This window comes from Streptomyces sp. W16, from assembly GCF_033194735.1.
Lineage (GTDB): Bacteria > Actinomycetota > Actinomycetes > Streptomycetales > Streptomycetaceae > Streptomyces.
Genome location: NZ_JAWOAI010000093.1, coordinates 1 through 24,186, shown reverse-complemented (window position 1 = coordinate 24,186; position 24,186 = coordinate 1). Strand labels below are relative to the sequence as shown.

Here is a 24,186-nt window from a genome sequence, read left to right as displayed (position 1 = left end):
GAGCTGGGCCTCGGCCCGGTCCTGGCCGCCGCCCAGCTGAAGGTGCGCGCGGCCCTGCCGGCCGAACTGCGCGAGCACGCCGACCGGATCAGCGGCCGGTTCCATCTGGACGCGCCGGGCTGGTACGCGGACGCCGACGAGACACCGTTCTTGCATACAGTCGCCGACGCCGTATGGAACAACCGTGTTCTGTATGCCGTCTACCGTCGCTGGCGTGAGCCGACCGACGTGGAACGCAGACTGGAGCCGTACGGGCTCGTCCTGAAGGCCGGCCGCTGGTACGTCGTCGCCGGCCCCGGACCGCGCACCTTCCGCGTCGACCAGATCCTCGCACTCACCGCCTCCGACTCCGACGAGGAGTTCACCCGCCCCGACGACTTCGACCTCGCCGCCTACTGGACCGCCCACCAACGGGACTTCCACGATCGCCTCCACCAGGGCGAGGCGGTGATCCGGCTCGCACCCGGCGCGACCCTCGCCCAAGCGATCTCCCTCAACGGACAGCCGGAACAGGACGGTTGGACCCTGATGTCGGTCCCGATCGAGTCCCTCGACCACGCGCACGGCGAGTTCCTGCGCCTCGGCACGGACATCGAGGTCCTCTCGCCACCCGAACTGCGCGACCGGATCGCCCGCACGGTCGCCGAACTGGCCGAAAGATACGGCAACTTGCTCACCGGCAGTGGCGACTGAGGGCACGGAACCCGTCCGTCCTCCCAGGAGGCACGTCACGTGAGCTACCCGCACCCACACCCGTATGCGCACTCATATACGCAGCCGCTCCCACCCCACCACCCCCGCGGACGAAGGGCCGTACTCACCGCACTGACCGCCGCCGCGGCCCTGGTCCTCGCCGGACTCACCACCGGCGGAACCGCCGAGGCCGCCACCGCCCGCCAGGTCGAAGCCCTCGACCGCGGTGTCGTCAGCGTCCACACCGACAGCGGCAACCTGGTCAGCTGGCGCTGGCTCGGCACCGACCCCGACAGCATCTCCTTCAACGTCTACCGCGCCGGTACGAAGGTCAACCCGGCCCCGATCACCGGCTCGACGAACTACTTCCACGCCGGCGCGCCCGCCCAGGCCGACTACACGGTCCGCGCGATCGTCGGAGGCGTCGAACAGGCCGACTCGGTCCACGCCATCCAGTTCCGCACCGGCTACAAGGACGTCCCGATCACCCCACCCGCCGGCGGCACGACCCCCGACGGCGTCGCCTACACCTACGAGGCCAACGACGCCTCCGTCGGCGACCTCGACGGCGACGGACAGCTCGACTTCGTCCTCAAGTGGCAGCCCACGAACGCCAAGGACAACTCCCAGTCCGGCTACACCGGCGACACGATCCTCGACGGCATCAGACTCGACGGCACCCGCCTGTGGCGCATCGACCTGGGCCGCAACATCCGCTCCGGCGCGCACTACACACAGTTCCAGGTGTACGACTACGACGGCGACGGCAAGGCCGAGGTCGCCATGAAGACGGCCGACGGCACGGTCGACGGAGTGGGCACGGTCATCGGCAACTCGGCGGCGGACTACCGTAATTCGAGCGGCTACGTGCTGTCGGGCCCCGAGTACCTGACCATGTTCGACGGTCCGACCGGGGCGGCGATGGGAACCGTCGACTACGTCCCGGCACGCGGCACGGTCTCCTCCTGGGGCGACTCCTACGGCAACCGCGTCGACCGATTCCTCGCCGGAACCGCCTACTTGGACGGCAGCCGCCCCTCCCTGATCATGGCGCGCGGCTACTACACGCGCACGGTGATCGCCGCCTGGGACTGGAGGAACGGCGCCTTCACCCGCCGCTGGACCTTCGACACCAACTCCTCGACCAACACCGGCAAGGGCTACGACGCCCAGGGCAACCACCAGTTGGCGATCGCGGACGTCGACGGCGACGGCAAGGACGAGATCGTGTACGGCTCGATGACCGTCGACGACAACGGCTCCGGCCTGTGGACCACCAAGAACGGCCACGGCGACGCCATGCACGTCGGCGACCTCGACCCCGCCCGCCCGGGCCTGGAGGAGTTCAAGGTCGACGAGGACTCCTCGAAACCGTCCTCGTGGATGGCGGACGCGAAGACCGGCGCGATCATCTGGTCCACACCCGCCAACGGTGACAACGGCCGGGGCGTCTCCGGGGACATCTGGGCGGGCAGCGCCGGCGCCGAGTCCTGGTCGGCATCGGAGAGCGGCGTCCGCGACCCCAAGGGCACGGTGGTGGCGACCCGCAAGCCCTCCAGCACCAACTTCCTGACGTGGTGGGACGGCGACCCGGTGCGCGAACTCCTCGACTCCACCCACATCGACAAGTACGGCACGACCGCCGACACCCGCCTCCTGACCGGCTCCGACGTCCACTCCAACAACAGCACCAAGGCGACCCCGACCCTGTCCGGGGACATCCTCGGCGACTGGCGGGAGGAGGTCGTCTGGCCCACCACCGACAACACGGCGCTACGGATCTACTCCACGCCCTACGAGACGACCACCAGGATCACGACCCTGCTCCACGACACCCAGTACCGCACGGCCCTGGCCTGGCAGAACACTGCATACAATCAACCGCCCCACCCGAGCTTCTACATCGGCGACGGGATGCCGACCGCACCCCGGCCGACTGTCTACACCCCATGAGACAGGCGGCTGCGCGCCGTGGTGCGCGCAGCCGCCCGCTCCGCCGGTGATCGCGCACCCGTCCAACCCCACTGGTGCCCGCCTGCCCAAACCAAGTGATCGGCTCCGGAAATCCTTCGGGGGTTGACTCTGGGGACATGGAGGCGCGACACATTGCCGATCCACGCCGTCGACCGACGCACCCCGGTTGAGCTGTCGTCGACCCCACTAGGCTCGCGTGCGGATCTGGTCCGTGACCAAGAGGAGTGTCATGCGCTACGGCTACATCGGTTCGATGAAGGTCAAACCCGGTCACCGAGCGGAGGTGGTCGCAGTACTGGTCGCCGGCGCGGACGGTCTGCGCGAAGCGGGATGTGATCTCTATGTCGTGACCGAATCGGCCACCGATGAAGACACCGTGTGGGTGAGCGAGGTGTGGGAGAGCAAGGAGCATCACGATGCATCGTTGCAGTTGCCCGAGGCGAAGGCTGCCATCGGCAAGGTCATGCCGCTGCTGACGGGTGAGTTCACCCGTCAGGAGACGCACGTCGCGGGCGGTCTCGGTATCTGACCGCAGATGCGTGCCGTCAGCCAGAGGTTGGCCCGCTGCCTGGCTGATGCCGGGAAGGCATGCTCAGGACGCCCTGCGAGCCGGGGACCGGGCGCGTCAGGCGGTGGTCCGTCGTGATCCGCGCATCTTCGCCCGGTCCGAGGATCGGCCGCATGAAGTCATCCGCAGCCGGGGGCTTGCGCACGCAGTAGGCCAACTGCCCAGGCGGCGAGGGGTTCGGGACAGTCGCCGTAGAGGGTGTCGGCGGCCCGGTCGGGGTGCAGGCTGGTCGAGCCGTCGGGCTCAGGGTTGATCGCGTCCTGGAGCTGCAGGGACGCTCCACCCAGAGTGGCCGCGCTCTCACCGGCGTCCGGCACGAAGGGCGCCAGATAGACCAGGTGTCCCGCCCCGCGCAGCCCAGTGATCACTGATCCGCCGTAGGAGTGGCCGAGCACAGTCGGTGGCTCCGGTAGCGAGTCGATGACGGCTTGGACCGCGGCTGTGTCAGCGGGCAATGAGCCCTTGTGGAGTTCGGGAATGACGACCTCGGTTCCTGCGGTCCGCAAGGGTTCTGTCACCAGGGCGAAGTGTTCGGGACGGTGATACAGACCATGAACGAGCACCACGGCGGGGAATGCGTACGTCTCCTTGAGTCGGTGTCGGACGAGTGATCCAGGGCCGGTTGGCTTCGAACGAGTCTTCTGGCCCCGGTCAGCGATCTTCGGGGCCCAACTGTGACGAGGCCGCGAACACGCCCGCATCCGCGGCGAGAAGGGCATCCGCCGGGGCGGACGTCCCTTTGCCGAAACAGCCTGACCACTGGGCGAACCCTGCTCAGCACATCAGAAGGGCAGGCCCCGCAGGTCCACACTGATGGTGGGATGAGGCAGGCCGGCCAGGTCGTAGATCATGGTGGTCAGCGGCGAGGTCCGTTCGCCGTCGGGCTGCTGGACGGTCACGGGCACGGAGAGCCGGCTCCATCCCAGCTGCGTGTAGAGCGGGACCGAGTCCGGGCGGCAGAGCAGAATCATCGTCTCGGCGCCGGCCGCTCGTGCGTGTTCGACCGCCACGCTGATCACCGTCCGGGCGATGCCCCGGCCTCGATGGGCGGGGTGTACCAGCACACTGCCCAGCCCCGCGGCGCGGCGCGGCAGTCCGTCGAAGGCCATGTCCCGCAGCAGCCATCCCGCGGAAGCCACTGGCCGGCCTTCGGAGACAGCGGTGAGGGTGTGTTGCTTGTCGGCCCACACCAGACCGGGACCGTTCACCCCGAAGGGGTCGGGCAGACCAGCGCGGAGTGCGGCTTTGTCATCCGGAGAACCGGGGCCCGGCGCATGGATCAGCTGGAGGTCCGCACCATCGTCGTCCACCGCATGCTCCGCGACGGCCGTGGCGGCGGAGTCGAACCGGTAGCGCAGACAATGCAGGCCACTGGACTGGACAGTCCCGTCCGCCTGGGCGCCCAGGCGGCGCAGTACCGCTATCGAGGCCGTGTTGTCGGGCAGGACGAACGCGAAAACGGCAGGGAGCGAGAGGTGGTGAAACGCCAGGTTCAGGCACGCGCGGCCCGCCTCGTGGGCGATCCCACGGCCTTGGGCCCGTGGGTGCAGGGCGAAACCGAGATCAACTCCGTGCTGGGCCCGATTACGCAGTCCCACCCGGCCGAGAAACGCGTGCGTTGCGGCATCCCTGACCGCGAAGTCGCCGTAGCCGTGTCTGGCCCAGTGGGCGACGTGGTCGTCGCACATGGCCTCGGCCGCAGACCGACTGTCCGCTCGGCCGGTCGCCAGCCATCGCATGACGCTGTCCTGACTGACCACGGCCTCAAAGAGATCGTTGCTGTCCCCGCGGCGGATCGGCTCCATCACAAGCCTCTGGGTGCGCAGAACGGGTTCACTCAACCGGGCCACTGAGCAATTCCTCTCGACCAAGGACTCAAGGAGCGTACCCGGCGACTCTTCGGAGCGATCGGGAGGCAACCGGTGAACCTGTCCGGACATGGCACTGGGCCGGTCATGCTGCCATCGCCTCGAATTGTCGACGATTGGGGCCGCGGGCCCGCCGAAGGCGAGGCGGTCCACGATGGCCGCGCAGAGCCAGGGATCGGTGAAGGTCTTGGTCCACGAGGAGAACGACTCGTTGGAGGCGATCGCCATGACACGGAACCCGGCCATCGTGGCCTCGGTGCCCAGCGCGATCAACAGGTGCGACTTGCCGGTGCCTGAGTCGCCGATCAACCCCATGGGGCCACCGGACTCGTTCCTCTGGGGCCAGAGAAGCCTTTCAGAGCCAGCCGGTCAGCCGTATCGTTGCAGCAGTCCGTTCACGTACGCCTCCAGCCGTTCCGCCAGCACCTCGGACGTGAGATCGTCCCGCCCCAGATCACGCCACGGCCCGGCCAGCTTCGCCCCGTCGGGGCAGTAGTGCAGGGCGTCGAGCAGCCGCCAGTACAAGTGGTCGGCGCCGTCGGCGAGTTGGCGGCCGCCGCGTGCCTCGTACCGCTCGCGGAAGTCCAGCCCGTGCTCCGTCCCGTGCAGCAGCGCGAGCGCGGTCGAGCAGTGCGCCACATCGAGATCGGCAGGTCCCCACGAGGTCTCGACCCAGTCCACGACACCGGTGATCCGCAGCCCTGGCCCGGCTCCCGTGAAGAGCACGTTCCCGGGGTGGAAGTCCCGGTGCAGAAAACGGCCTTCGTACGGCGGCGGGTCGCGGCGGATCACGTCCACGGCCCGCTCCCACAGGACGCCGTCCGGGGTGCGGACGCGCTCCGCGGAGGTCCACGCCTGGTACGTGCGCGGTCTCTCGTCCGGTACGACGCCGTGGACGCGGACGAGTTGGGCCGCGAGCAGGTCCAGGCGCCGGTCGAGGTCGTCCCCGTCCACGCGGACCCGGCCCGGCAGCGCGGACATCAACAGGGTGGGGTGATCGCAGTGTTCGGCCGCGGCATCCACGGCGACCAACTCGGGAGCCGGGATGCCGTCCTGCCCGGCGAGCAGCGTCAGGACGGATGCCTCGCGGGCCAACAGCCCGGGCCCGTGGTGGCGGAAGAACGGCTTCACGAAGGTCCGTTGCACCAGGTCCGTGCCGTCGTCGAGCGACAGCCGGCGCATCTGGGAACTCCAACCACCGTAAAGAAGACGCGTGTTGATGACAGTGCGGCCGTCGCCGAGCTGTTTGGCCACCCATGCCCGCGTGGCCGTCCAGCCACGGTCGCCGGGGCCGGTCAGCATCGCCTCCACGAACTTCCGCCGGTCGTCGCCGTGTTCGCGGAACCACATGCCCAACTGGTGCTGCGCGTCCGGAAGTTCGAACCGTGTGTACTGGGCGCGCGCGGCCAGCGCGTCCTGTACGGACTCGGTCACCGCGGGCGGGATCACCGCGTCGGTGCCCGGCACGGCGAGCACCGCCCGGCCCTCGTACGCCCGCAGCACCTGAAGGGCGGGGGCCTCCCGCCAGCTGTCCGGTTGCCGGATGAGCTCGCTGAACCGGCCGTTCCCGTCCTCGAAGGGCACGTCCCACGCCTCGGCGGTGTAGACGGCGGGCGCGCACAGTCCCAGCGCCGCCACGCGGTCCCCGTAGTGCCGGGCGAGATCGGCCACTGTCTGCCCGCTCATGCTGAATCCCACCAGGACCAGCGGCCCGTCCGCCCCCGAGTACGCGTCGATCACCGCGACGGCCTGCTCGAACCGTCGCCGCAGGCTCAACTCACCGAGCTTTCCGGTGCTTTGGCCGTGCCCGGAGAAGTCGAAGGCGATCCCGCGACAGCCGTGGGCCACGAACTCCCGTACCAGCGGCAGCAGTCGCTCCGTGCTGCTGGTGCCCGCGCCGTGCAGCACCACGGCGGTGACCCCGGAAGGATCACCGCCGTACACCCCGCTGAGCTGTTCACCGTCGTGGTCGTGCGTGAAGTCGAAGAGCATGCCACCTATTCACTCACGCTGTGGCAGTCGTTATCCGTTCGGGGATGGGACGGTTGGGATGCCGGCGGCGACAGGGGCTCGGTGCGTAAGGCGGGCCGCGTCGGCCTGCCTGGTACCGACGAAGGTCAGGGTGGGATCGATACCCTCGACCTCACCGAGCCACTGCTCCTCCTCCGCTCGCTTGCGACGGAGGATCAGGCTGTTCCGCAGCGGCGTCCGAATGCCTCGCGGATCTCCCCGACACTGTAAGACGCCCCGTGAACAACCGTCGCCGCTACGTCCTGACCGGACCTGACACCACTACGAGTCGTCCTCCAGTGCGAAGCGCAGGTACCGTTCCGCGGAACGACGCACCGCAGCCGCCCCGTCGGCAGTAACCACCCGTCCCCAGAACGCTCCATAGATGCGTTCGAAGGTGAACGGTTCGACCAACGCGAGCGCGCGGCGGATGGTGCGCGGTCGCTCCGGAATGAAGTTGGGAATGCTGTACATGAAGCTGACCCACCGCCGGTCCATGACCACCATGAAGATGTCGCCACTGAACAGTGCACCGCGTCCCTCAGGGTCATCCCCCCAATGCAGGACGGTGCCGCCGGCGAAGTGCGTGCCCGCATTGATCAGCGTCATGCCGGGCGCGATCTGATGGGTGTCGCCGGTCCAGTACTCGATCACCGGATCGGGCCGCCCGACCCAGTCACGGTCCGCGGCGTGCACATACACCGGAACGTCGAAGGCCCGGCCCCACTCCGTCATCACGCCGTAGAAGTGCGGATGGCTGACGGCGATCGCGCTGATCCCGCCCAGCTTCTCGATCTCGGCCACAAGAGCGTCATCGAGGTAGCCCACGCAATCCCACAACACGTTGCCGGACGGTGAGCGGATCAACAGCGCACGCTGGCCAACGGCCACCGACGGCACGGCACCGACCCCGAGTACACCGGGGCCCTCCTCATCGAACCGGCCGCGACGGCCGCTGGCGCGCAACTCGGCCAGTGTGGTCCACCGTTGACCGTTCCAGCCGACGTACTGCCGCTCGTCCAGGCAAATCGGGCAATCGGTGCGCGGCGCCCCGTACTGCACACCGCAGGTGCAGCAGATGGGAAGTTGAGTACCGGTTACGGATGTGACCGGCTTCGAAGTCGACACCAGAGTCCTCCCTATGTGTGAACCCCACCGAATCCCGCGACTTGGCGATGTTTGCAGCTATCGCCGAAGGGGCGTGGCTTTACGGTGGGGCCAATTGCAGGTGCCGGCCCAATTTCTGTGATCCGTGCACGCTGAGTCATAGCCGCCCAGCAGACCTGGCTAGAGGGCCAGCGTCTTGAGCGTTTCGTACGCCGCTGCCAGGGACTGTTCGGCCAGTGGCTTGAGGGCAGCCATCTGGGGCACGGTCGCCGCCAAAGTCAGCTCGGCGTGCACAAACTTCAAGTTGTCCGCGAGACCGATCGAGTGAAGGACGGCCCGAAGGTACGGCTCTTGGTAATCCCATCCCTCACGGGGCGTACCGGGCGCGTACGAGCCGCCTCGGGCGGTGACCACCACCACGGACTTGCCACTGAGCAGGCCGGGGTCGCCGCCGGGCGCCACCATGTGGGCCGGGGTGACGAGGCGGTCCACCCACGCCTTGATCGTCGACGGGATCGAGTAGTTGTACATGGGAATGCCGAGGAGCAGCGTGGTCGCTTCGCGTAGTTCGGCGGTCAGTGTCTCGGTGAGTGCCCGCTCCTCCGGGGGCTCACCGTGTTCGCCGCTCGGGTCGAGAAGGGCTTCACGGACGGCGTGCGTGATGTGTGGAATGGGTTGAGCCGCCAGGTCACGGTAGGAATAACCGCCATCTGCATGATTCTGGCGCCACTGCGTGGCGAAGTGAGCGGACAGCTCTCGGGACACGGAGCCGGTCCGGCGAATACTCGCGTCAATGTGCGGGAGGGAAGGCATGTATTCGACCTCGGGGTTGCATCAGGGCTGTCAAAGCTTCGCCACCGACGATCCCCGTCAGCAGTAGTGACTCGGTCGCCGGTGTCGCTCATCACGGATGGTCATGGCCCCCACGCTCGCCAAGTCCCACGCGTATTCCCGTCGCCCTCTCAGCGGCGGTACGCGAGGACGACCGTAGACATTGACGCCGGCGTCAAGGCAAGCCGATGCATGACGCCTGTTGGCGTAGGCGTGACCGGTCAGCCGTTGGGCGGGTTGGCACGGAAACGGGCAGCCGATCTTTCGGGGACGGCGGCCGACACCCTGCCGCGCCGACGTCCGTGTCCTCCCGCCGTGCCCATCGTGTTGAACGCCTCCGAACGCCACCGGCTCAAGAAGATGGCATACGGCCACAAGACACTGCACCAGGCCCGACAGCGCGCCACTGTCGTGCTGCTGGCGGCACGCGGCCGGGCCAACGCCCGGATAGCCACCGAAGTGCCCGTGCATGTGGATACGGTGCGTACTTGGCGCGGCCGGTTCGCCGCCGGCGAACTGCCGGCCCTGGCCGACCGTAAACGCTCCGGGCGTCCCGCCCGCTTCACCTCCGTACAGGTCGCCGAGGCCAAGGCGCCGACCTGCCAACTCCCCGCCGGGACCGGCACGCCCCTGTCGCGCAGGCCCTGCCCGGAACTGGCCGACGAACTGACCGCGCGCGGGATCACCGGCACCGTCTCGGCGTCCACCGTGCGCCGCCGGCTGCACCAGGACACGCTCAAGCCCTGGCGGCACCGGTCCTGGATCTTCATCCGCGACCCGGACTTCCGCGCCAAGGCCCAGCAGGTACTGGACCTGTACACCCGCACCTTCGAGGGCATCCTGCTCGGCCCCGACGAGTACGTCATCTCCAGAGACGAGAAGACCTCCGTCCAGGCCCGCTGCCGCTGCCACCCGACCCTCGCCCCGGGCCAGGCCCGCGGCGATGCGCGTCAGTCATGAGTACGGCCGCGGCGGCGCCCTGGCCCACTTGGCCGCCTACGACGTCCACCGCGCGACAGTCTTCGGCCGCTGTGAGCCGAAGACCGGCATCGTGCCGTTCATGAGCCTGGTCAAGCAGGTCATGACCCAAGAGCCCTACGCCGGCGCGAAACGCGTCTTCTGGATCGTCGACAATGGCCCCTCCCACCGCGGCCAAAGACCCAATCGACCGTCTGGCCGCCAGGTTCCCCAACGCCGTCCTGGTCCACACCCCGGTCCACGCCTCCTGGCTGAACCGTTCCAGTGGAGGTTCACCACCACCGACCTGGACGATCTGCCGGCCCGGCTCGACCGACACACACTCACCGACCGACAGGAAGAATCCTCCGTCGACCTGGCAGCGTGATCAACCCCCGAAGGACTTCCGGGCCCGACCACTAAGCCGCAAGCCTGCGCTTCCGGGCAGCAACAAGGACGATGCCGATCCCCGCCGTTCCGTACAGCGTGAACAACGTTCCCTCCTGGTAGAGGCTCCGTCGTTTCAGCTCCCGGCCGAACATCACCTGCTCGTACGTGCTCGTGCCGATCGAGCGGCCAGTGCCGGTGTCGTAAGAGAGCGCACACTTGTCGCCACGCCTCATGGGATCGGGATGAGACTCGCCGTCCGCGCCCGACAGGGCCCCAGGGCAGTAGGCCCCGTAGGCCGATCCGGCTCTCAGCAGTGACACCATCCCCCACAGCAGCGGAATCAGGAACAGGACGAGTAACACCACTCTGAATCGCACGGCGTCACCCTAATGGGACAGGCCCGCGGAGGCCGCCCACAGTTGGGGAAACGCACGAGCACCGGGCGGCCTCCAGTGCGGGTGGAGGCCGCCCGGCGGTTCCGTGAAAGAACCGTGCGGTGCAGCGCCTATTCAAGAAGCTCCGCGTACGAACCCATGGCCAGCGCGACATCCGCCTGAGCCCAGAACCGGTGATAGGTGAAGACAGGCGCGGCCCCGCCCGCCAGATAGCTCTGGATCTTCGACCACGCCGGATCGTTCTTGTAGAAGGACCTCAACGAGGCGAACGTGGAAGCGGAGTTGACCGCGTCCCCGTTCGGCATCGTCCCGCTCCACCCGCTCGGCACATAGACACTGTCGTCGAACCGGTTGTAGTCCGCGCGGGTCTCCGGAACGGCGATGCCCAGACTGTCCTGGTAGTTGGTCCACATCCCGTCGAGAAGAGCCTTCGCCGTCGTCTTCGCCGCAGCGGAACCGGACTTCGCGGCGTAGTACGTCAGCGTCTTGGCATACGCGGCGGCCACACCGACGTCGTTGGTGTAGTCCGCGACGGTGACATGAAGTCCCGTATTGGCACCGGGACTTGACGCGTTCCAGGTGTCGGGCTGCCCCGACCACTGCAGCGTCGAGGGGATCAGATACGTGCCGTCCGGGTTGATCGTGGTCTTGGACAGCGCCCACGCCACCCACTTGTCGAGAACCGCCTTCGCGCTCGCGTTCCCCGTCTGCTGGTAGTACTCGGCGACCCGCTCCATCGACCACGCCTGGAAGCCGAACCACTGGTTGGACGGCGGGTCGTGGTAGACGGGCTGCTGGTCGTAGTACATGCCGTAGAAGGTCGACGTCCCGGCCGGCGGGCTCGCGTACCGCCCCTGCCAACTGTTGGTCGCCCCACCGGCGATGGCACCCTCGCTCGACTGCAGCCAACGGTAGAACTCCAGCTGCCGGGTCAGCGAGGTACCCCAATCCGCCGCGCCCGTAGCGGACTTGGGCTTCAGGTCCGCGTACGAACTCAACGCGTAAGCAGCCAAGGGGTTTTGATAACCCCCGTGCACATGGCTGGATCCGATACGCCACGCCCACCCGGCACTGGTGTCATTGGCACCGCCCCACGCGTAATACCAGGACAGCAGATAGTCCGAGGCGTCCTTGCCGGTGCCGGCCGGGCAGGTGGACGGCCCGACACAGTTGCCGATTTTCTTGAAGTACTTGTCGTACATGGCGTACCGCAGATAGTCGCCCATCTTGGCCGCCTTGCCGACGGTCGCGGAGACGTCACCGCCCTTGCCCTGCTCCTTGGCCCAGGTGTCGGCCCAGTACGCGGCCTGCACGGCCCGTGCGTCGGCATCGGGAGCGTCGGTGTACTTCCACTGCTTGGCATACGAGGAGTCACCGGTGAAGAGGTCCAAGTAGCCGTTCGTACCGCCGTACTTGAAGGCGTCGCAGGTCGGCTGCGGCACCGTCTCCCACACCGACTCCTGCGCCCCGCGCTGGAAGGTGTTGATGTACGACGGCCCGCTCGCCGTCGGCCCCGCCTCGCACCCACCGCCCGGCGTGTCGCCGTAGCCGTAGGTGTTGTCGACGTCCTCCAGCCAGTGCATACCGTAGACATCGTCCGTACCGTATGCGGTCTTCAGCTCACCGGCGATCGGATCCGATCCCACCGGCACCGAGGTGTCGAGCTTCGCCGGATACTCGTTCGGGGTGTCCAGTTCGGGCGCGTACGTCGCCGGCTTCGACGCGTTGTAGAAGGAGTTCGTCGGCTGGTCGGCGTGGGTCGGGATCATGTACTTCTCCATGAGATCCCAGGCACCGTTGAACTTCGACCAGTCGCCCGTCACCTTGCCGTACATCGCCTGCAGCCACAGCAGATAGCTGTACGCCTCCGACGTCGTCTCGTGCCCCTGGTCCGGCGCCTCGACGATCAGGGTCTCCACCGAGTGGTAGGGGATGCCCTGCGGCGAGAAGTAGCCGTTCGCCGGGTTGGTGATCTTCCCGTAGAGGTCCAGGAAACGGGCGTCGTACGCGTTCGCCGCCGCCAGCTCCGTCACTGTGACCGTCGCCTTGGTGAACCCCGTCGCCGTCGACTCGAATGACGCCGAACCGGTGCCGGACGCGTCGGCCGTGAGGGTCACCGGCTGCGCGGTGTTCCAGTTCGACGGCGTGAAGGTGAGCGTCGCGCCGCCGGTCACCGACAACCCCGTGTTGCCGCTCGCGCGGGCCGTCGTGACGGTCACGTTCGACGCCGGCTGCGTGGACAGCGACACCGCGTACGTGCCCGACTTCCCCTGCTGGACGCCGAGTTGGGTCGGCGAGGCCACGATCGCCGGTCCCGAGGCGACCGTGATGCCGACCGGCGTGGACTCCCCGGACGCGCCGAGACTGTCGTAGGCCTTCGCCACCAGCGAGTGACTGCCCACGGTCAATCCAGAGGCCGAAAGAGAGTACGGCGAGCTCGTGTCCGTGCCGAGCAGCGTGGTGTCGTCGTAGAACTCGACCTTGCTGATCGTCGCGTTGTCGGCCGCCGCCGCGGTCGCCGCGAGCGGGACCGCGGCCCCCTGCGTGTAGATCGCGCCCGCGCTCGGGCTGGTCAGCACCGTGATCGGCGGCTGGTGGGCGCCGGCGCAGGTGGTGCCGTTGATCGCGAACGAGGTGGGCGCGGTGTTGGTGCCGCTGTAGCCGAACTGCGCGCCGGTCGAGACGGCCGCGCCCGCGGCGATCGTCCCGTTGTACGACGCGTTCGTCACCGTGACCGCGCTGCCGGACTGGGACCAGGTGCCGTTCCAGCCGTTGCTGAGCTTCTGGTTTCCCGAGTACGCGTACGTCAGGGTCCAGCCGTTGATCGCGTCCGTACCCCGGTTGGTGAGGGTCAGATCCGCGGTGAAGCCGGAGCCCCAGTCGTTCGTCCTGTAGTCCACGCTGCACTGAACTGTCGCCGCCTGAGCGGGAGTTGTACCCGTTGCGAGCATCGAGACGGGAAGTGCGAGGGCCGCCACGACAGCGGTCCACAGTCGCCGTGTCGTACGGCGTCTCCTTCTGGGGTGCATGTGCTGGTTCCTCCTTGCGGCTCGGAGGGGTGGGAGCGGAGCAGCAACAAGCCTTGAACCAGTGGGAGCGCTCCCATCGTGGGGACGGGGGTGAGAACCGTCAAGGTGCTTACAGAGTCGAAAAGATTCGACGGACGTGGGTTGAGGGAAAGTCAGCGAAAGTCTGTGACTCCCCTGTCCTTTGCCGTCACTTGGCGCTACCTTCCTGGACACCAGTGGGAGCGACTCCATCAGTCGACGCGTCCGTCACGACGCGCCCGAGCTGCAAGGACTCGCTCATGCGACACCCCCCGCGTTCAATGCTTTTAGCCGTCACCGGTGCGGTCGCCCTTGTCGGGGCAATGGTCGTTCCGGTGGTCACGGCGTCCGGCGCCACCCCCGCGTGCACGGTGCAGTACTCGGTCACCAGCCAGTGGGACACCGGATTCCAGGGCGCAGTGCAGATCACCAACAACATGGCACCGGTGAGCAGTTGGAGCCTGACCTTCGACTTCGCCGGCGGCCAGAAGGTCACCCAGGGCTGGAACGCCAAGTGGTCCCAGTCCGCCACGACGGTCACCGCGGCCAACGAGAGCTGGAACGGCTCGCTCGGCACCGGCGCGAGCGTCAGTGCCGGCTTCCTCGCCAACTGGTCGGGGAGCAACGCCGTACCGTCCGCGTTCAAGCTCAACGGCACTACCTGCAACGTCGATTCGGAGCCCACGCCGACTCCGACACCCACTGAACCTCCCCAGACCGGCACCGCACCCGCACTGCACGTCTCCGGCAACAAACTCGTGGACGCCAACGGCACCAACCGCCGTCTGCTCGGCGTCAACCGGTCCGGCGGCGAGTTCATGTGCGTGCAGGGCTACGGCATCTGGGACGGCCCGGTGGACGACGCGGCCGTCGCGGCGATCGCCGAGTGGAAGGCGAACGTCGTCCGTATCCCGCTCAACGAGGAGTGCTGGCTCGGCCTTTCCAACATCAAACCGGAGTACGCGGGCGCCAACTACATCGCCGCCGTCAAGGACCTGGTGGCGAAGGTCGAGGCGCACGGTATGACACCGATCGTCGAACTGCACTGGACCTACGGCCAGTACACCGGCAACTCGGCGGGCTGCTCCGACGTGCATGCCACCTGCCAGAAGCCGATGCCGGACGCGCAGTACACCCCGTCGTTCTGGTCCTCGGTCGCGAGCACCTTCAAGGGCGACCAGGCCGTCGCGTTCGACCTGTTCAACGAGCCGTACCCGGACCGCGCCACCTCCACGACCACTCAGGCGTGGGAGTGCTGGCGGGACGGCGGCACCTGTCCCGGCATCGGGTACGAAGTCGCCGGTATGCAGGATCTCGTCGACGCCGTACGGTCGACCGGCGCCAAGAACGTGGTCATGGCCGGCGGGCTCGCGTACTCGAACGACCTGAGCCAGTGGCTGGCCTACAAGCCCACCGATCCGACCGGGAATCTCGTCGCCGCGTACCACGTGTACAACTTCAACACCTGCGCGAGCGAGACCTGCTGGAACTCCACCCTCGCCCCCGTCGCGGCCCAAGTGCCGCTGGTGGCAGGGGAGATCGGCGAGAACACCTGCTCGCACGCCTTCGTCGACCAGGTCATGAAGTGGTTCGACGACCGCGGGCTCTCGTATCTCGGCTGGACCTGGAACACCTGGGACTGTTCCGCAGGTCCGTCGCTGATCTCCGACTACACCGGTACGCCCACCGCGTACGGCATCGGGCTGCGCGACCATCTGCGCGCCCTCAACGGATAGGCGCCCCCGCACACAGAACGGCGCACATCACAGCACCCGCAACCAACTTCCTTACCAGACAAGGAAACCCGCACTCATGAGCCGTACCAGAACAGCGTTGCTCGCTGCCTTGGTGCTTGTCGCCGGGGCCTCGGGGACGGCGGTCGCCGTCACCCCCTCGTCGGACGTCGGCATCGCCGCGATCCCGTGCAGTGTCGACTACAAGGTGCAGAACCAGTGGGGCACCGGCTTCACCGCCGCCGTCACCATCACCAACAACTCGGCCGCCAAGTCGAGTTGGGCCGTGAAGTGGTCGTACGCCGGCAACCAGCAGGTCACCAGCGGCTGGAACGCGAAGATCAGCCAGAGCGGGACCGCCGTCACGGCGGCCAACGAGACCTACAACGGGAGCCTGGCGACCGGCGGTTCGGTCAGCTTCGGCTTCAACGCCTCCTACAGCGGCACCAACGCGCTCCCGACCACCTTCACCCTCGACGGCGTGACCTGCAACGTCGACGACGGCAGCGGCGGGGGAGGGGGTGGCGGCACCGATCCCGGCACGCGGGTCGACAACCCGTACGCGGGCGCCAAGGTGTACGTGAACCCGGAGTGGTCCGCGAAGGCTGCCGCCGAGACCGGCGGCAGCCGCGTCGCCGGCCAGCCCACCGGCGTCTGGCTCGACCGCATCGCCGCCATCAACGGTGTCAACGGCGGGATGGGCCTGCGCGCCCACCTCGACGCGGCGCTCGCCCAGAAGGGCACCGGTGAAGAGGTCGTCCAGCTCGTCGTCTACGACCTGCCCGGGCGCGACTGCGCGGCCCTGGCCTCGAACGGCGAGCTCGGCCCGACCGAAATCGGCCGCTACGAAAGCGAGTTCATCGACCCGATCGCCGCGATCCTCGCCGACACCAAGTACGCCTCGCTGCGGATCGTCACCACGATCGAGATCGACTCGCTGCCCAACCTCGTGACCAACACCGGCAGCAAGGCCACCGCCACCCCGCAGTGCGACACGATGCTCGCCAACGGCAACTACGTGAAGGGCGTCGGATACGCGCTCAACAAGCTCGGCGCGATCCCCAACGTCTACAACTACATCGACGCCGGACACCACGGCTGGCTCGGCTGGGACGACAACTTCGCCCCCTCCGCGAACCTCTTCTACCAGGCCGCCAACGCCGAGGGCGCGACCGTGAACGACGTGGCCGGCTTCATCACCAACACGGCCAACTACAGCGCCCTGAAGGAGAACAACTTCACCATCAACGACAGCGTCAACGGCGTCTCGGTGCGCCAGTCCAAGTGGGTCGACTGGAACCGCTACGTCGACGAGCTGTCGTATGCCCAGGCCTTCCGCAACCAGTTGGTGTCGGTCGGCTTCAACTCCGGTATCGGCATGCTGATCGACACCTCCAGGAACGGCTGGGGTGGTTCCGCCAGGCCGACCGGTCCGGGCGCAACGACCAGTGTGGACACGTATGTTGACGGCGGACGCTACGATCGCCGCATCCAGGTCGGGAACTGGTGCAACCAGTCCGGCGCCGGCCTCGGCGAACGCCCGCAGGCGGCCCCTGCCACCGGGATCGACGCCTACGTGTGGATGAAGCCGCCGGGTGAGTCCGACGGCTCCAGCACGGCCATCGCCAACGACGAGGGCAAGGGCTTCGACCGCATGTGCGACCCGACGTACACGGGCAACGCCCGCAACGGCAACAACATGTCGGGCGCACTGCCGAACGCCCCGCTGTCCGGGCACTGGTTCTCGGCGCAGTTCCAGCAGCTGATGGCGAACGCGTACCCGCCCCTGTAGACCGCATACAGAAAGCGGCTACAGCAATCGCATGCCGCATACCGCATCGCACATGGCATACAGCCCCCCTCCGCGCCGAGCCGCGCCGAGCCGCACCGATGCGGTCCCCGCCGGGGTCAGCCCTCCCGGGCCAGACCCCGGCGGATCGCGAACTCCACCGCCGAGTAGTCGCCGTCGGGCCGGTCCAGCTCGTACGGGACCGCCGGATCCAGCGGCGGCTGCGCCAGGAATCGCGGCCGGGTGCCGTGGTTCGGCTGGGCGGCGTGCACCAGGAAGGGATGGCACAGGTACACGTCACCGGGGCCGCCGGTGGCGTACGCGAGCGGGCGGTGGGCGGTGGCCTCGACCAGTCGAGGGGCGATCTCCATGAAGGAGACGCCCGTTTCGCCGTACGGCTCCAGGAGCGGTGGCACATCGAGATGCGAGCCGACGCGGATGCGGGTCGGGGCGTTGTCCTCGGTCACCTCGGTGAACAGGAACAGCATCAGCAGCGCCCGGTCCCGCGAGCGCAGATTGGCGAACGGCCAGGTCTCGCCCTCGGGGGTGTAGCTACCGTCGATGTGCCAGCCGGCGTCGTCGGGTTCGTCCTCGTGCGGGAAGCGCAGCGGGAAGGCGCCGAGACCGTAGCGCGTCGCCCAGCGTCCCTCACCGACGAGGAGGTCGAACGCCTCATGCAGCACAGGGGAGTTGACGGCCGCGGCGAACGGGCCCTGCCCCATGCCCGGTACCCAGACCACTGGGTCCTTCCAGGTGCCGGGGTCGTCGGGGTCGTAGCCCGTCTCCCGCCACAGCAGCCGCGCGCAGTCGGCGGCGACGCGCGGCGGGAAGGCGCCCTCGATCTTCACGAACCCGTCTTCGAGGAAGCGTTCCACCATCACGTCGTCCGTGTCGTCCGTGTCGTCCATACGGGCATGCTCGGCGACCGGCAGCCCGCACCGCATCCGATTTTTTTGCCGCTTCGGCAAGGGAAGTGGCCGTCGCAGGGTGCGTCGGCGCAGGCTGGCGGCACCCGGACGAGAGGCTGACCACCATGGCGCACGAGCACAAGCACGACCACGATCGAGACCACACGCCCGGCCCGGGCTACCACCACCACGACCACACCGACATGGACTGGGCCGTCATGGGCCCGCTGCTGGAGTCGCAGGCGGAGCTGTTCGCGCCGCTGTACGAGCGGGCGATGGCGTGGCTGGCGAAGGAGCGGACCGAGCCGGGGCTGATCGTCGACGCGGGCAGTGGACCGGGTGTGGTCGCGGGTCTGTTCGCGGAGACGTTCCCGGGCGCCCGGGTCGTGGCGGTGGACGGTTCCGCACCGCTCCTGGAGCGGGCCCGGGACCGTGCCGAGCGGCTGGGCTTCGGTGACCGCTTCGGCACGCTGACCGGTGAACTGCCGGATGTGCTGGGCGAGTTGGAGTACCCGGCCGATCTGCTGTGGGCCAGCCGCAGCCTGCATCACCTCGGTGACCAGCGTGCCGGTCTCGCCGCCTTCGCGCGGCGGCTCGCCCCCGGCGGCACCCTCGCCATCATGGAGGGCGGCCTGCCCTCCCGGTTCCTGCCGCGCGACTTCGGCATCGGCCGCCCGGGCCTGGAGGCGCGGATCGACGCGATCGAGGCCGAGTGGTTCGCGCAGATGCGCGCCGACCTCCCCGGAGCCGTCACCGAGACCGAGGACTGGTCCGCCCTCCTGACCTCGGCCGGCCTCAAGTACACCGGCAGCCGCAGCTTCCTCCTCGACCTGCCCGCGCCTGCCCCGGACCGCGTCCGCACCTATGTCGCGACCTGGCTGACCCGGGTCCGCGACGTCTACGGCGACGCCCTGGGCGCCGAGGACCGGGCGACCCTCGACCGGCTGGTCGACCCGCGGGACCCGGCGGGTGTGCACCGGCGCGCCGATGTGTTCGTGCTCGCCGCGCACACCGTGCACACGGCGGTGCGGCCGGTGTGAACGGCCCGTGAACTCGACGGCTTGACTTCGAGAGTGCTCAAGGTGATGAACTGCCCTTCCGAAAACGCGGAGTTCACCGACCCACGGGGGGACCACAGCACCATGAACGACAACTCTCACGTCGCGCTCATAACCGGCGGCGGCAGCGGGATCGGCGCGGCCGTCGCGACACAACTCCTCAGCGCCGGCGGCCGGGTGGCCGTCACCGGCCGCAGCGAGCAGCGGCTGCATGACTTCGCCGGTCGACTGGGACATCCTGAAGGCCTGTTGACGATTCCCGGCAGCGCCTCCGAGTACGACCAGGTGCAGGCCGCCGTCGAGACGACGCTGAAACAGTTCGGGCGGCTCGACGCGGTCGTCGCCAACGCCGGGGTCGCCACGCACGACTCGGTCGCCGAGGGCGACCCGGCCGGGTGGACCGAGATGGTGCTGACCAACGTTCTCGGTCCCGCGCTGCTCATCCGGGCGTCCGTCGACGCGCTGAAGCAGACGCACGGCCGGATCGTGCTGATCGGCAGTGTCGCCGGGTTCGTGCACACGCCCGGCAACATCTACGGTGCGACGAAGTGGGCGATGACGGGTCTCGCCGAGAACACCCGGCGCGAGGTGACGGAGTTCGGTATCGGGGTGACGCTGGTCGCCCCGGGCCGGGTGGAGACCCCGTTCTGGGACGGCAACGGCAGCCCGCCGCCCGGCCGTCTGCTGACCGCCGACCACATCGCCGACACGATCCTGTGGGCGATCCGCCAGCCCGCCGGCGTCGACATCAACACCGTCGTCGTCCGGCCGATCGGGCAGCCCAACTGACGTAACCGCCTCAACTCGCCCAGGGGAAAGGCCCGTTGCCGCGACCGACCGATCGCGACAACGGGCCTCGTGGCAACGGGCCTCACCCGCAAGCTAGTTGTTCTGCAGGAACTGCTTCGCGAGCTGGTCGCCCAGCGAGACCGCCGCGCTGTGGCTCTCGATGGGGGAGACCGTCGAGTTCTTGAACAGGATGTACGTCACGCCGGAGTCGGCGCCGCCGGTCGCCGGGTCGGGGTCGATGCCGAGGGCGTTGGCGGTGGCGTAGGAGGCCTCGCCGATGATGTTGGTGGGGCCGGTGTCGCCGACGACGGCGTACTCGACCTTGTTGTTGTAGATCACGGCGACGACACCGCCGCCCTTGATGCCGTAGCCGGAGTAGTTCCAGATGCTGCTGGAGCTGGGCACCACGATGTAGGGCAGTGAATCCGCCTTCAGGGGCTGGCCGTTGGACTGGTGGAACGCGGTGTCGTCCTGGTACCAGGGGTCGGCGTTCTCGTTGCAGTTCGAGGTGCGCTGGCCGTCGCAGTCGATGTCCATGTCGGCCTTCCAGAACACGGCGCCGTTCTTGCCGCAGACCGGGACGGTGGCCGAGGTCTCGTCGTCGGTGCGGTACTTGCCGTTCGATATCTGCGAGCAGGACGTCACCTTGGAGAGCAGGTCGGCCGCGCTGACCGAGCCCTCCTGGGCCGACTTCGGGGTGGCGCCGGAGGCGCTCGCGGGGAGCACTCCGGCGGCGAGCAGGGCGGCAGCGGAGGCCGCGGCGAGGGTCAGTGTTCGCATGCGCACTGTGGGGGACCCTTCTGTTAGGAAAGTTTCCTTACCAGGTGCGCAACAAGGTGGCCCCATAGGCATGCTCGCGTCAAGACCCTGGTACGAACCAAGTGGGTCGCGTCACGGAACACGAAGCGCCCCGGAGCCGGGCTCCGGGGCGCTTCGTGTTACTCGGTTCTACTTGGTTCGTAATTCCTTGGCTCAGGCCATGTTGAACGTCGACGGGTCGGGACCCAGCCGCCGGTCCTCGTTCAGCGCGCTGATCGCCGCGAGGTCCTCGGTGTCCAGGCTGAAGTCGAAGACCTCGATGTTCTCCTTGATCCGCGACGGCGTCACGGACTTGGGGATCACCACGTTGCCCAGCTGGATGTGCCAGCGCAGCACCACCTGGGCCGGAGTGCGGCCGTGCTTCTGCGCGATGGCGACGATCGCCGGCACCTCCAGCAGACCCCGGCCCGAGCCGAGCGGCGACCAGGCCTCGGTCGCGATGCCCTGCTCCGCCTGGTACTCACGCCCGGCCCGCTGCTGGAGCTGCGGGTGCAGCTCGATCTGGTCGACCGCCGGGATGACCGAGGTCTCCGCGATCAGCCGGGCCAGGTGGTCGGGCTCGAAGTTGGAGACACCGATGGCGCGCACCCGGCCGTCCGCGTACAGCTTCTCGAACGCCTTGTAGCTGTCGACGTACTTGTCCCGGGCCGGCGTCGGCCAGTGGATCAGATACAGATCCAGGTACTCCAGGCCGAGCTTCTCCAGCGACACGTCGAAGGCGCGCAGGGTGTCGTCGTACCCCTGGTCGCTGTTCCAGAGCTTGGTGGTGACGAAGAGTTCCTCGCGCGGGACGCCGGAGGAGGCGATGGCCTTTCCGGTGCCCTCTTCGTTGCCGTAGATCGCAGCCGTGTCGATGCTGCGGTACCCGGCCTCCAGTGCCGTGGCCACCGCCCGCTCCGCCTCGTCGTCCGGCACCTGCCAGACGCCGAAGCCCAGCTGGGGCATCTCGACACCGTTGTTGAGGATGATCGGGGGGACCTTGCTGCTCACGAGCTCTCGATCCTTCAGTCGTCGGGTGGTACTCCCCATCCTCAACGGTCACGGGCCGTGGTGCATTCCTGACCGCGAAATCCGTGGCGGGCGAGTGTGGGTCAGGCCCGGTACAGCGCCTCGACCTCGTTGGAGTACGTGTTCTCGATCGCCTTGCGCTTCAGCTTCAGGGACGGGGTCAGCAGACCGTGCTCCTCGGTGAAGGGCTGGGCCAGGATGCGGAAGGTACGGATCGACTCGGCCTGGGAGACCAGGGTGTTGGCGGCGACCACCGCACGCCGCACCTCGGTCTCCAGGTCGGCGTCCCGCACCAGCTCCGCCGGTGTCATCTGATGTTTGCCGCGCATGGTGAGCCAGTGCTCGACGGCCTCGTGGTCGAGGGTGACGAGGGCGGCGATGTAGGGGCGGTCGTTGCCGACGACGATGCACTGCGAGACCAGCGGATGGTCCCGCACCCGCTCCTCCAGGAGACCCGGCGCGACGCTCTTGCCCCCCGAGGTCACCAGGATCTCCTTCTTGCGCCCGGTGATGGTGAGATAGCCGTCCTCGTCGAGGGAGCCCAGGTCGCCGGTGGCGAGCCAGCCGTCGTGCAGGGTCTCGTCGGTCGCCTTCTGGTTGTTGAGATAGCCCTGGAAGACGTTGGGGCCGTTCAGCCAGATCTCGCCGTCGTCCGCGATGTGCACGGTCACACCCGGGATCGCCCGGCCGACGGTGCCGTAGCGGGTGCGCTCGGGCGGGTTGGCGGTCGCGGCGGCCGTCGACTCGGTGAGGCCGTAGCCCTCGTAGATCTGCACGCCCGCCCCGGCGAAGAACAGTCCGAGCCGCCGGTCCATGGCCGACCCGCCGGACATGGCGTTGCGGATCCGGCCGCCCATGGCGGCCCGCACCTTGGAGTAGACGAGTTTGTCGAAGAGCTGGTGCTGCATCCGCAGCCCGGCGGACGGGCCGGGGCCGATGCCCCAGGCCTTCTCCTCGACCGCGTCCGCGTACTTCACCGCGATCTCCACGGCCTTCGCGAACGGCCCGGCCTTGCCGTCCTTCTCCGCCTTGCGGCGGGCCGCGTTGAAGACCTTCTCGAAGATGTACGGCACGGCCAGGATGAACGTCGGCTTGAACGCGACCAGGTCGGGCAGCAGGACGGCCGCGTTGAGCTGCGGCTGGTGGCCGAAACGGACCCCGCCGCGGATCGCAGCGACCTCCACCATCCGCCCGAAGACGTGCGCCAGCGGCAGGAACAGCAGGGTCGCCGCCTCGTCGCCCTTCTTCGAGTGGAAGACGGACTCCCAGGTGTCGATGACCGTGTCCGCCTCGTACATGAAGTTGCCGTGCGAGATGACACAGCCCTTGGGTCTGCCCGTGGTCCCCGAGGTGTAGATGATCGTCGCGGTCGAGTCCGGGGTGACGGCCTGCCGGTGCCGGTGCACCACCTCGTCCTCGATGTGCGCACCGGCGTCGTACAGCTCCTGCACGGCGCCCGTGTCGAGCTGCCACAGCTGGTGCAGCGCCGGGAGGCGGTCGATGACGGTGGCGATGGTCATCGCGTGGTCCTCGTGCTCGACCATGGCCGCCGAGACCTGCGCGTCGTGCAGCATCCAGAAACACTGCTCCGCCGACGACGTCGGGTAGATCGGCACCACCTGGGCGCCGATCGTCCACAGCGCGAAGTCGAACAGCGTCCACTCGTAGCGCGTACGGGACATGATCGCGACCCGGTCGCCGAAGCGGACACCCCGGGCCAGCAGCCCCTTGGCGAGGGCGAGGACCTCGTCGCGGAACTCGGCGGCGGTCACGTCCCGCCACCGGTCCTGGTCGTCCTTGCGGCCGAGGGACACATGGAGGGGGTCTTCCTGGGCACGCTCGAACACGACGTCGGCCAGACCGCCCACCGGCGGCGCCAACGCCAACGGAGGGTTGGTGAACTCGCGCAAACCCCGCTCCCCGCTCTTGTCGACGTCCCCCACGGCGCGGTGAAAGCTACCCCACCGGACGGAAGGGCGGGAGGGGGTCGGAATCCGAACGGTGATCACGTCCGTACTGGTCAGCGACGGAAAATGCCCTCACAAGGGGAAGGGTCGGACAGAAATCCTTACGGTTCCGTAGGTTTCGGCCCCGTAATCTCCACTGAATCTGTACGACCCGATTACCCCCGCCGTCCCCCTCGCACGACGTCACCCGGACGACGCCGTCTCCTCCTCGCTCAGCGCCCGCACGGCCGATTCCGTCACCGGGCCCCGCTCCGCGCGACCGGCCCCGACCAGCA

20 protein-coding genes and 2 pseudogenes are annotated in these 24,186 nt (G+C 68.3%); 10 read left to right on the top strand and 12 right to left on the bottom strand.

What is annotated here, in order from left to right:
- From R6V09_RS15235 to R6V09_RS15225, 3 genes are all read left to right on the top strand, one after another.
- On the top strand, nucleotides 1–693 hold a 693-nt coding region (locus tag R6V09_RS15235; protein WP_317881933.1), incomplete at its 5' end, for a helix-turn-helix transcriptional regulator.
- A gap of 39 nt (nucleotides 694–732) precedes the next feature.
- Nucleotides 733–2,646, top strand: a complete 1,914-nt coding sequence (locus R6V09_RS15230; protein WP_442810059.1) for a rhamnogalacturonan lyase — start codon at nucleotides 733–735, stop codon at nucleotides 2,644–2,646.
- Between the two features lie 250 nt (nucleotides 2,647–2,896).
- Nucleotides 2,897–3,196 carry a putative quinol monooxygenase gene (locus R6V09_RS15225; RefSeq protein ID WP_317881932.1) on the top strand — a complete coding sequence of 100 codons (300 nt, stop codon included), beginning with the start codon at nucleotides 2,897–2,899 and terminating at the stop codon, nucleotides 3,194–3,196.
- A 161-nt stretch (nucleotides 3,197–3,357) separates the two neighbouring features.
- On the opposite strand, the pseudogene R6V09_RS15220 reads toward R6V09_RS15225, so the two are convergent.
- The 4 genes and pseudogenes from R6V09_RS15220 to R6V09_RS15205 form a co-directional block, all read right to left on the bottom strand.
- Nucleotides 3,358–3,801: pseudogene (locus R6V09_RS15220) on the bottom strand (alpha/beta fold hydrolase); the annotation flags it as partial.
- A gap of 216 nt (nucleotides 3,802–4,017) precedes the next feature.
- Nucleotides 4,018–5,040, bottom strand: a complete 1,023-nt coding sequence (locus R6V09_RS15215; protein ID WP_317881935.1) for a GNAT family N-acetyltransferase — start codon at nucleotides 5,038–5,040, stop codon at nucleotides 4,018–4,020.
- Between the two features lie 192 nt (nucleotides 5,041–5,232).
- A pseudogene (locus R6V09_RS15210) lies at nucleotides 5,233–5,433 on the bottom strand (hypothetical protein); the annotation flags it as partial.
- A 39-nt stretch (nucleotides 5,434–5,472) separates the two neighbouring features.
- Nucleotides 5,473–7,095: an alpha/beta fold hydrolase gene (locus tag R6V09_RS15205; protein WP_317881931.1), complete on the bottom strand. Its 1,623-nt coding sequence runs from the start codon at nucleotides 7,093–7,095 to the stop codon at nucleotides 5,473–5,475.
- Between R6V09_RS15205 and R6V09_RS15200 the strand changes: the two genes are divergently transcribed.
- Nucleotides 7,075–7,344, top strand: a complete 270-nt coding sequence (locus R6V09_RS15200; RefSeq protein WP_317881930.1) for a hypothetical protein — start codon at nucleotides 7,075–7,077, stop codon at nucleotides 7,342–7,344. The two genes, R6V09_RS15205 and R6V09_RS15200, sit on opposite strands and share 21 nt — an antisense overlap.
- A gap of 51 nt (nucleotides 7,345–7,395) precedes the next feature.
- Here R6V09_RS15200 and R6V09_RS15195 read toward each other — a convergent pair whose 3' ends face one another.
- Together R6V09_RS15195 and R6V09_RS15190 are read right to left on the bottom strand one after the other, a co-directional pair.
- On the bottom strand, nucleotides 7,396–8,241 hold the full coding sequence (locus tag R6V09_RS15195; protein ID WP_317881929.1) for an MBL fold metallo-hydrolase: 846 nt from the start codon (nucleotides 8,239–8,241) through the stop codon (nucleotides 7,396–7,398).
- Nucleotides 8,242–8,400: 159 nt separating this feature from the next.
- Entirely contained in the window at nucleotides 8,401–9,033 is a 633-nt protein-coding gene (locus R6V09_RS15190; RefSeq protein WP_317881928.1) for an FMN-dependent NADH-azoreductase, read from the bottom strand.
- Nucleotides 9,034–9,366: 333 nt separating this feature from the next.
- Here R6V09_RS15190 and R6V09_RS15185 point away from each other — a divergent pair, with 333 nt between their 5' ends.
- Both R6V09_RS15185 and R6V09_RS15180 read left to right on the top strand, forming a co-directional pair.
- The gene (locus tag R6V09_RS15185; RefSeq protein ID WP_317881927.1) at nucleotides 9,367–10,011 is read left to right on the top strand and encodes a helix-turn-helix domain-containing protein; all 645 of its coding nucleotides are present in this window, start codon (nucleotides 9,367–9,369) and stop codon (nucleotides 10,009–10,011) included.
- A 28-nt stretch (nucleotides 10,012–10,039) separates the two neighbouring features.
- Entirely contained in the window at nucleotides 10,040–10,396 is a 357-nt protein-coding gene (locus R6V09_RS15180) for a hypothetical protein (protein ID WP_317881926.1), read from the top strand.
- Nucleotides 10,397–10,427: 31 nt separating this feature from the next.
- On the opposite strand, the gene R6V09_RS15175 is transcribed toward R6V09_RS15180, so the two are convergent.
- Together R6V09_RS15175 and R6V09_RS15170 are read right to left on the bottom strand one after the other, a co-directional pair.
- Nucleotides 10,428–10,775: a hypothetical protein gene (locus R6V09_RS15175; protein WP_317881925.1), complete on the bottom strand. Its 348-nt coding sequence runs from the start codon at nucleotides 10,773–10,775 to the stop codon at nucleotides 10,428–10,430.
- Nucleotides 10,776–10,903: 128 nt separating this feature from the next.
- Complete coding sequence (locus R6V09_RS15170) at nucleotides 10,904–13,822, bottom strand: glycoside hydrolase family 48 protein (RefSeq protein ID WP_317881924.1); 2,919 nt, start codon at nucleotides 13,820–13,822, stop codon at nucleotides 10,904–10,906.
- Nucleotides 13,823–14,100: 278 nt separating this feature from the next.
- Here R6V09_RS15170 and R6V09_RS15165 point away from each other — a divergent pair, with 278 nt between their 5' ends.
- Both R6V09_RS15165 and R6V09_RS15160 read left to right on the top strand, forming a co-directional pair.
- The gene (locus R6V09_RS15165; RefSeq protein ID WP_317881923.1) at nucleotides 14,101–15,576 is read left to right on the top strand and encodes a cellulase family glycosylhydrolase; all 1,476 of its coding nucleotides are present in this window, start codon (nucleotides 14,101–14,103) and stop codon (nucleotides 15,574–15,576) included.
- A gap of 76 nt (nucleotides 15,577–15,652) precedes the next feature.
- The gene (locus tag R6V09_RS15160) at nucleotides 15,653–17,365 is read left to right on the top strand and encodes a glycoside hydrolase family 6 protein (RefSeq protein ID WP_317881922.1); all 1,713 of its coding nucleotides are present in this window, start codon (nucleotides 15,653–15,655) and stop codon (nucleotides 17,363–17,365) included.
- Nucleotides 17,366–17,481: 116 nt separating this feature from the next.
- Here the strand turns inward: R6V09_RS15160 and R6V09_RS15155 are convergent, their stop codons facing one another.
- On the bottom strand, nucleotides 17,482–18,270 hold the full coding sequence (locus R6V09_RS15155) for a phytanoyl-CoA dioxygenase family protein (protein WP_317881921.1): 789 nt from the start codon (nucleotides 18,268–18,270) through the stop codon (nucleotides 17,482–17,484).
- Nucleotides 18,271–18,395: 125 nt separating this feature from the next.
- Here R6V09_RS15155 and R6V09_RS15150 point away from each other — a divergent pair, with 125 nt between their 5' ends.
- Together R6V09_RS15150 and R6V09_RS15145 are read left to right on the top strand one after the other, a co-directional pair.
- A complete protein-coding gene (locus R6V09_RS15150; RefSeq protein WP_317881920.1) occupies nucleotides 18,396–19,310 on the top strand; it encodes a class I SAM-dependent methyltransferase in 915 nt (304 codons plus the stop codon).
- Between the two features lie 102 nt (nucleotides 19,311–19,412).
- A complete protein-coding gene (locus R6V09_RS15145) occupies nucleotides 19,413–20,117 on the top strand; it encodes an SDR family oxidoreductase (RefSeq protein WP_317881919.1) in 705 nt (234 codons plus the stop codon).
- Nucleotides 20,118–20,210: 93 nt separating this feature from the next.
- Here the strand turns inward: R6V09_RS15145 and R6V09_RS15140 are convergent, their stop codons facing one another.
- The 3 genes from R6V09_RS15140 to R6V09_RS15130 all read right to left on the bottom strand — a co-directional run bounded on the left by R6V09_RS15140 (nucleotide 20,211) and on the right by R6V09_RS15130 (nucleotide 23,854).
- Entirely contained in the window at nucleotides 20,211–20,903 is a 693-nt protein-coding gene (locus tag R6V09_RS15140) for a glycoside hydrolase family 75 protein (protein ID WP_317881918.1), read from the bottom strand.
- 186 nt (nucleotides 20,904–21,089) lie between these two features.
- Nucleotides 21,090–21,926 carry an aldo/keto reductase gene (locus tag R6V09_RS15135; protein WP_317881917.1) on the bottom strand — a complete coding sequence of 279 codons (837 nt, stop codon included), beginning with the start codon at nucleotides 21,924–21,926 and terminating at the stop codon, nucleotides 21,090–21,092.
- 101 nt (nucleotides 21,927–22,027) lie between these two features.
- The gene (locus R6V09_RS15130) at nucleotides 22,028–23,854 is read right to left on the bottom strand and encodes an AMP-dependent synthetase/ligase (protein ID WP_317881934.1); all 1,827 of its coding nucleotides are present in this window, start codon (nucleotides 23,852–23,854) and stop codon (nucleotides 22,028–22,030) included.
- Nucleotides 23,855–24,186 lie beyond the last annotated feature (332 nt).

What these genes read in the sequence shown, in the direction of transcription:
- R6V09_RS15160 (WP_317881922.1), top strand. Translation starts at nt 15,653, where the DNA reads ATGAGCCGTACCAGAACAGCGTTGCTCGCTGCCTTGGTGCTTGTCGCC.
- R6V09_RS15150 (WP_317881920.1), top strand. Translation starts at nt 18,396, where the DNA reads ATGGCGCACGAGCACAAGCACGACCACGATCGAGACCACACGCCCGGC.
- R6V09_RS15190 (WP_317881928.1), bottom strand. Translation starts at nt 9,033, where the DNA reads ATGCCTTCCCTCCCGCACATTGACGCGAGTATTCGCCGGACCGGCTCC.
- R6V09_RS15165 (WP_317881923.1), top strand. Translation starts at nt 14,101, where the DNA reads ATGCGACACCCCCCGCGTTCAATGCTTTTAGCCGTCACCGGTGCGGTC.
- R6V09_RS15155 (WP_317881921.1), bottom strand. Translation starts at nt 18,270, where the DNA reads ATGGACGACACGGACGACACGGACGACGTGATGGTGGAACGCTTCCTC.
- R6V09_RS15145 (WP_317881919.1), top strand. Translation starts at nt 19,413, where the DNA reads ATGAACGACAACTCTCACGTCGCGCTCATAACCGGCGGCGGCAGCGGG.
- R6V09_RS15225 (WP_317881932.1), top strand. Translation starts at nt 2,897, where the DNA reads ATGCGCTACGGCTACATCGGTTCGATGAAGGTCAAACCCGGTCACCGA.
- R6V09_RS15170 (WP_317881924.1), bottom strand. Translation starts at nt 13,822, where the DNA reads ATGCACCCCAGAAGGAGACGCCGTACGACACGGCGACTGTGGACCGCT.
- R6V09_RS15215 (WP_317881935.1), bottom strand. Translation starts at nt 5,040, where the DNA reads ATGGAGCCGATCCGCCGCGGGGACAGCAACGATCTCTTTGAGGCCGTG.
- R6V09_RS15205 (WP_317881931.1), bottom strand. Translation starts at nt 7,095, where the DNA reads ATGCTCTTCGACTTCACGCACGACCACGACGGTGAACAGCTCAGCGGG.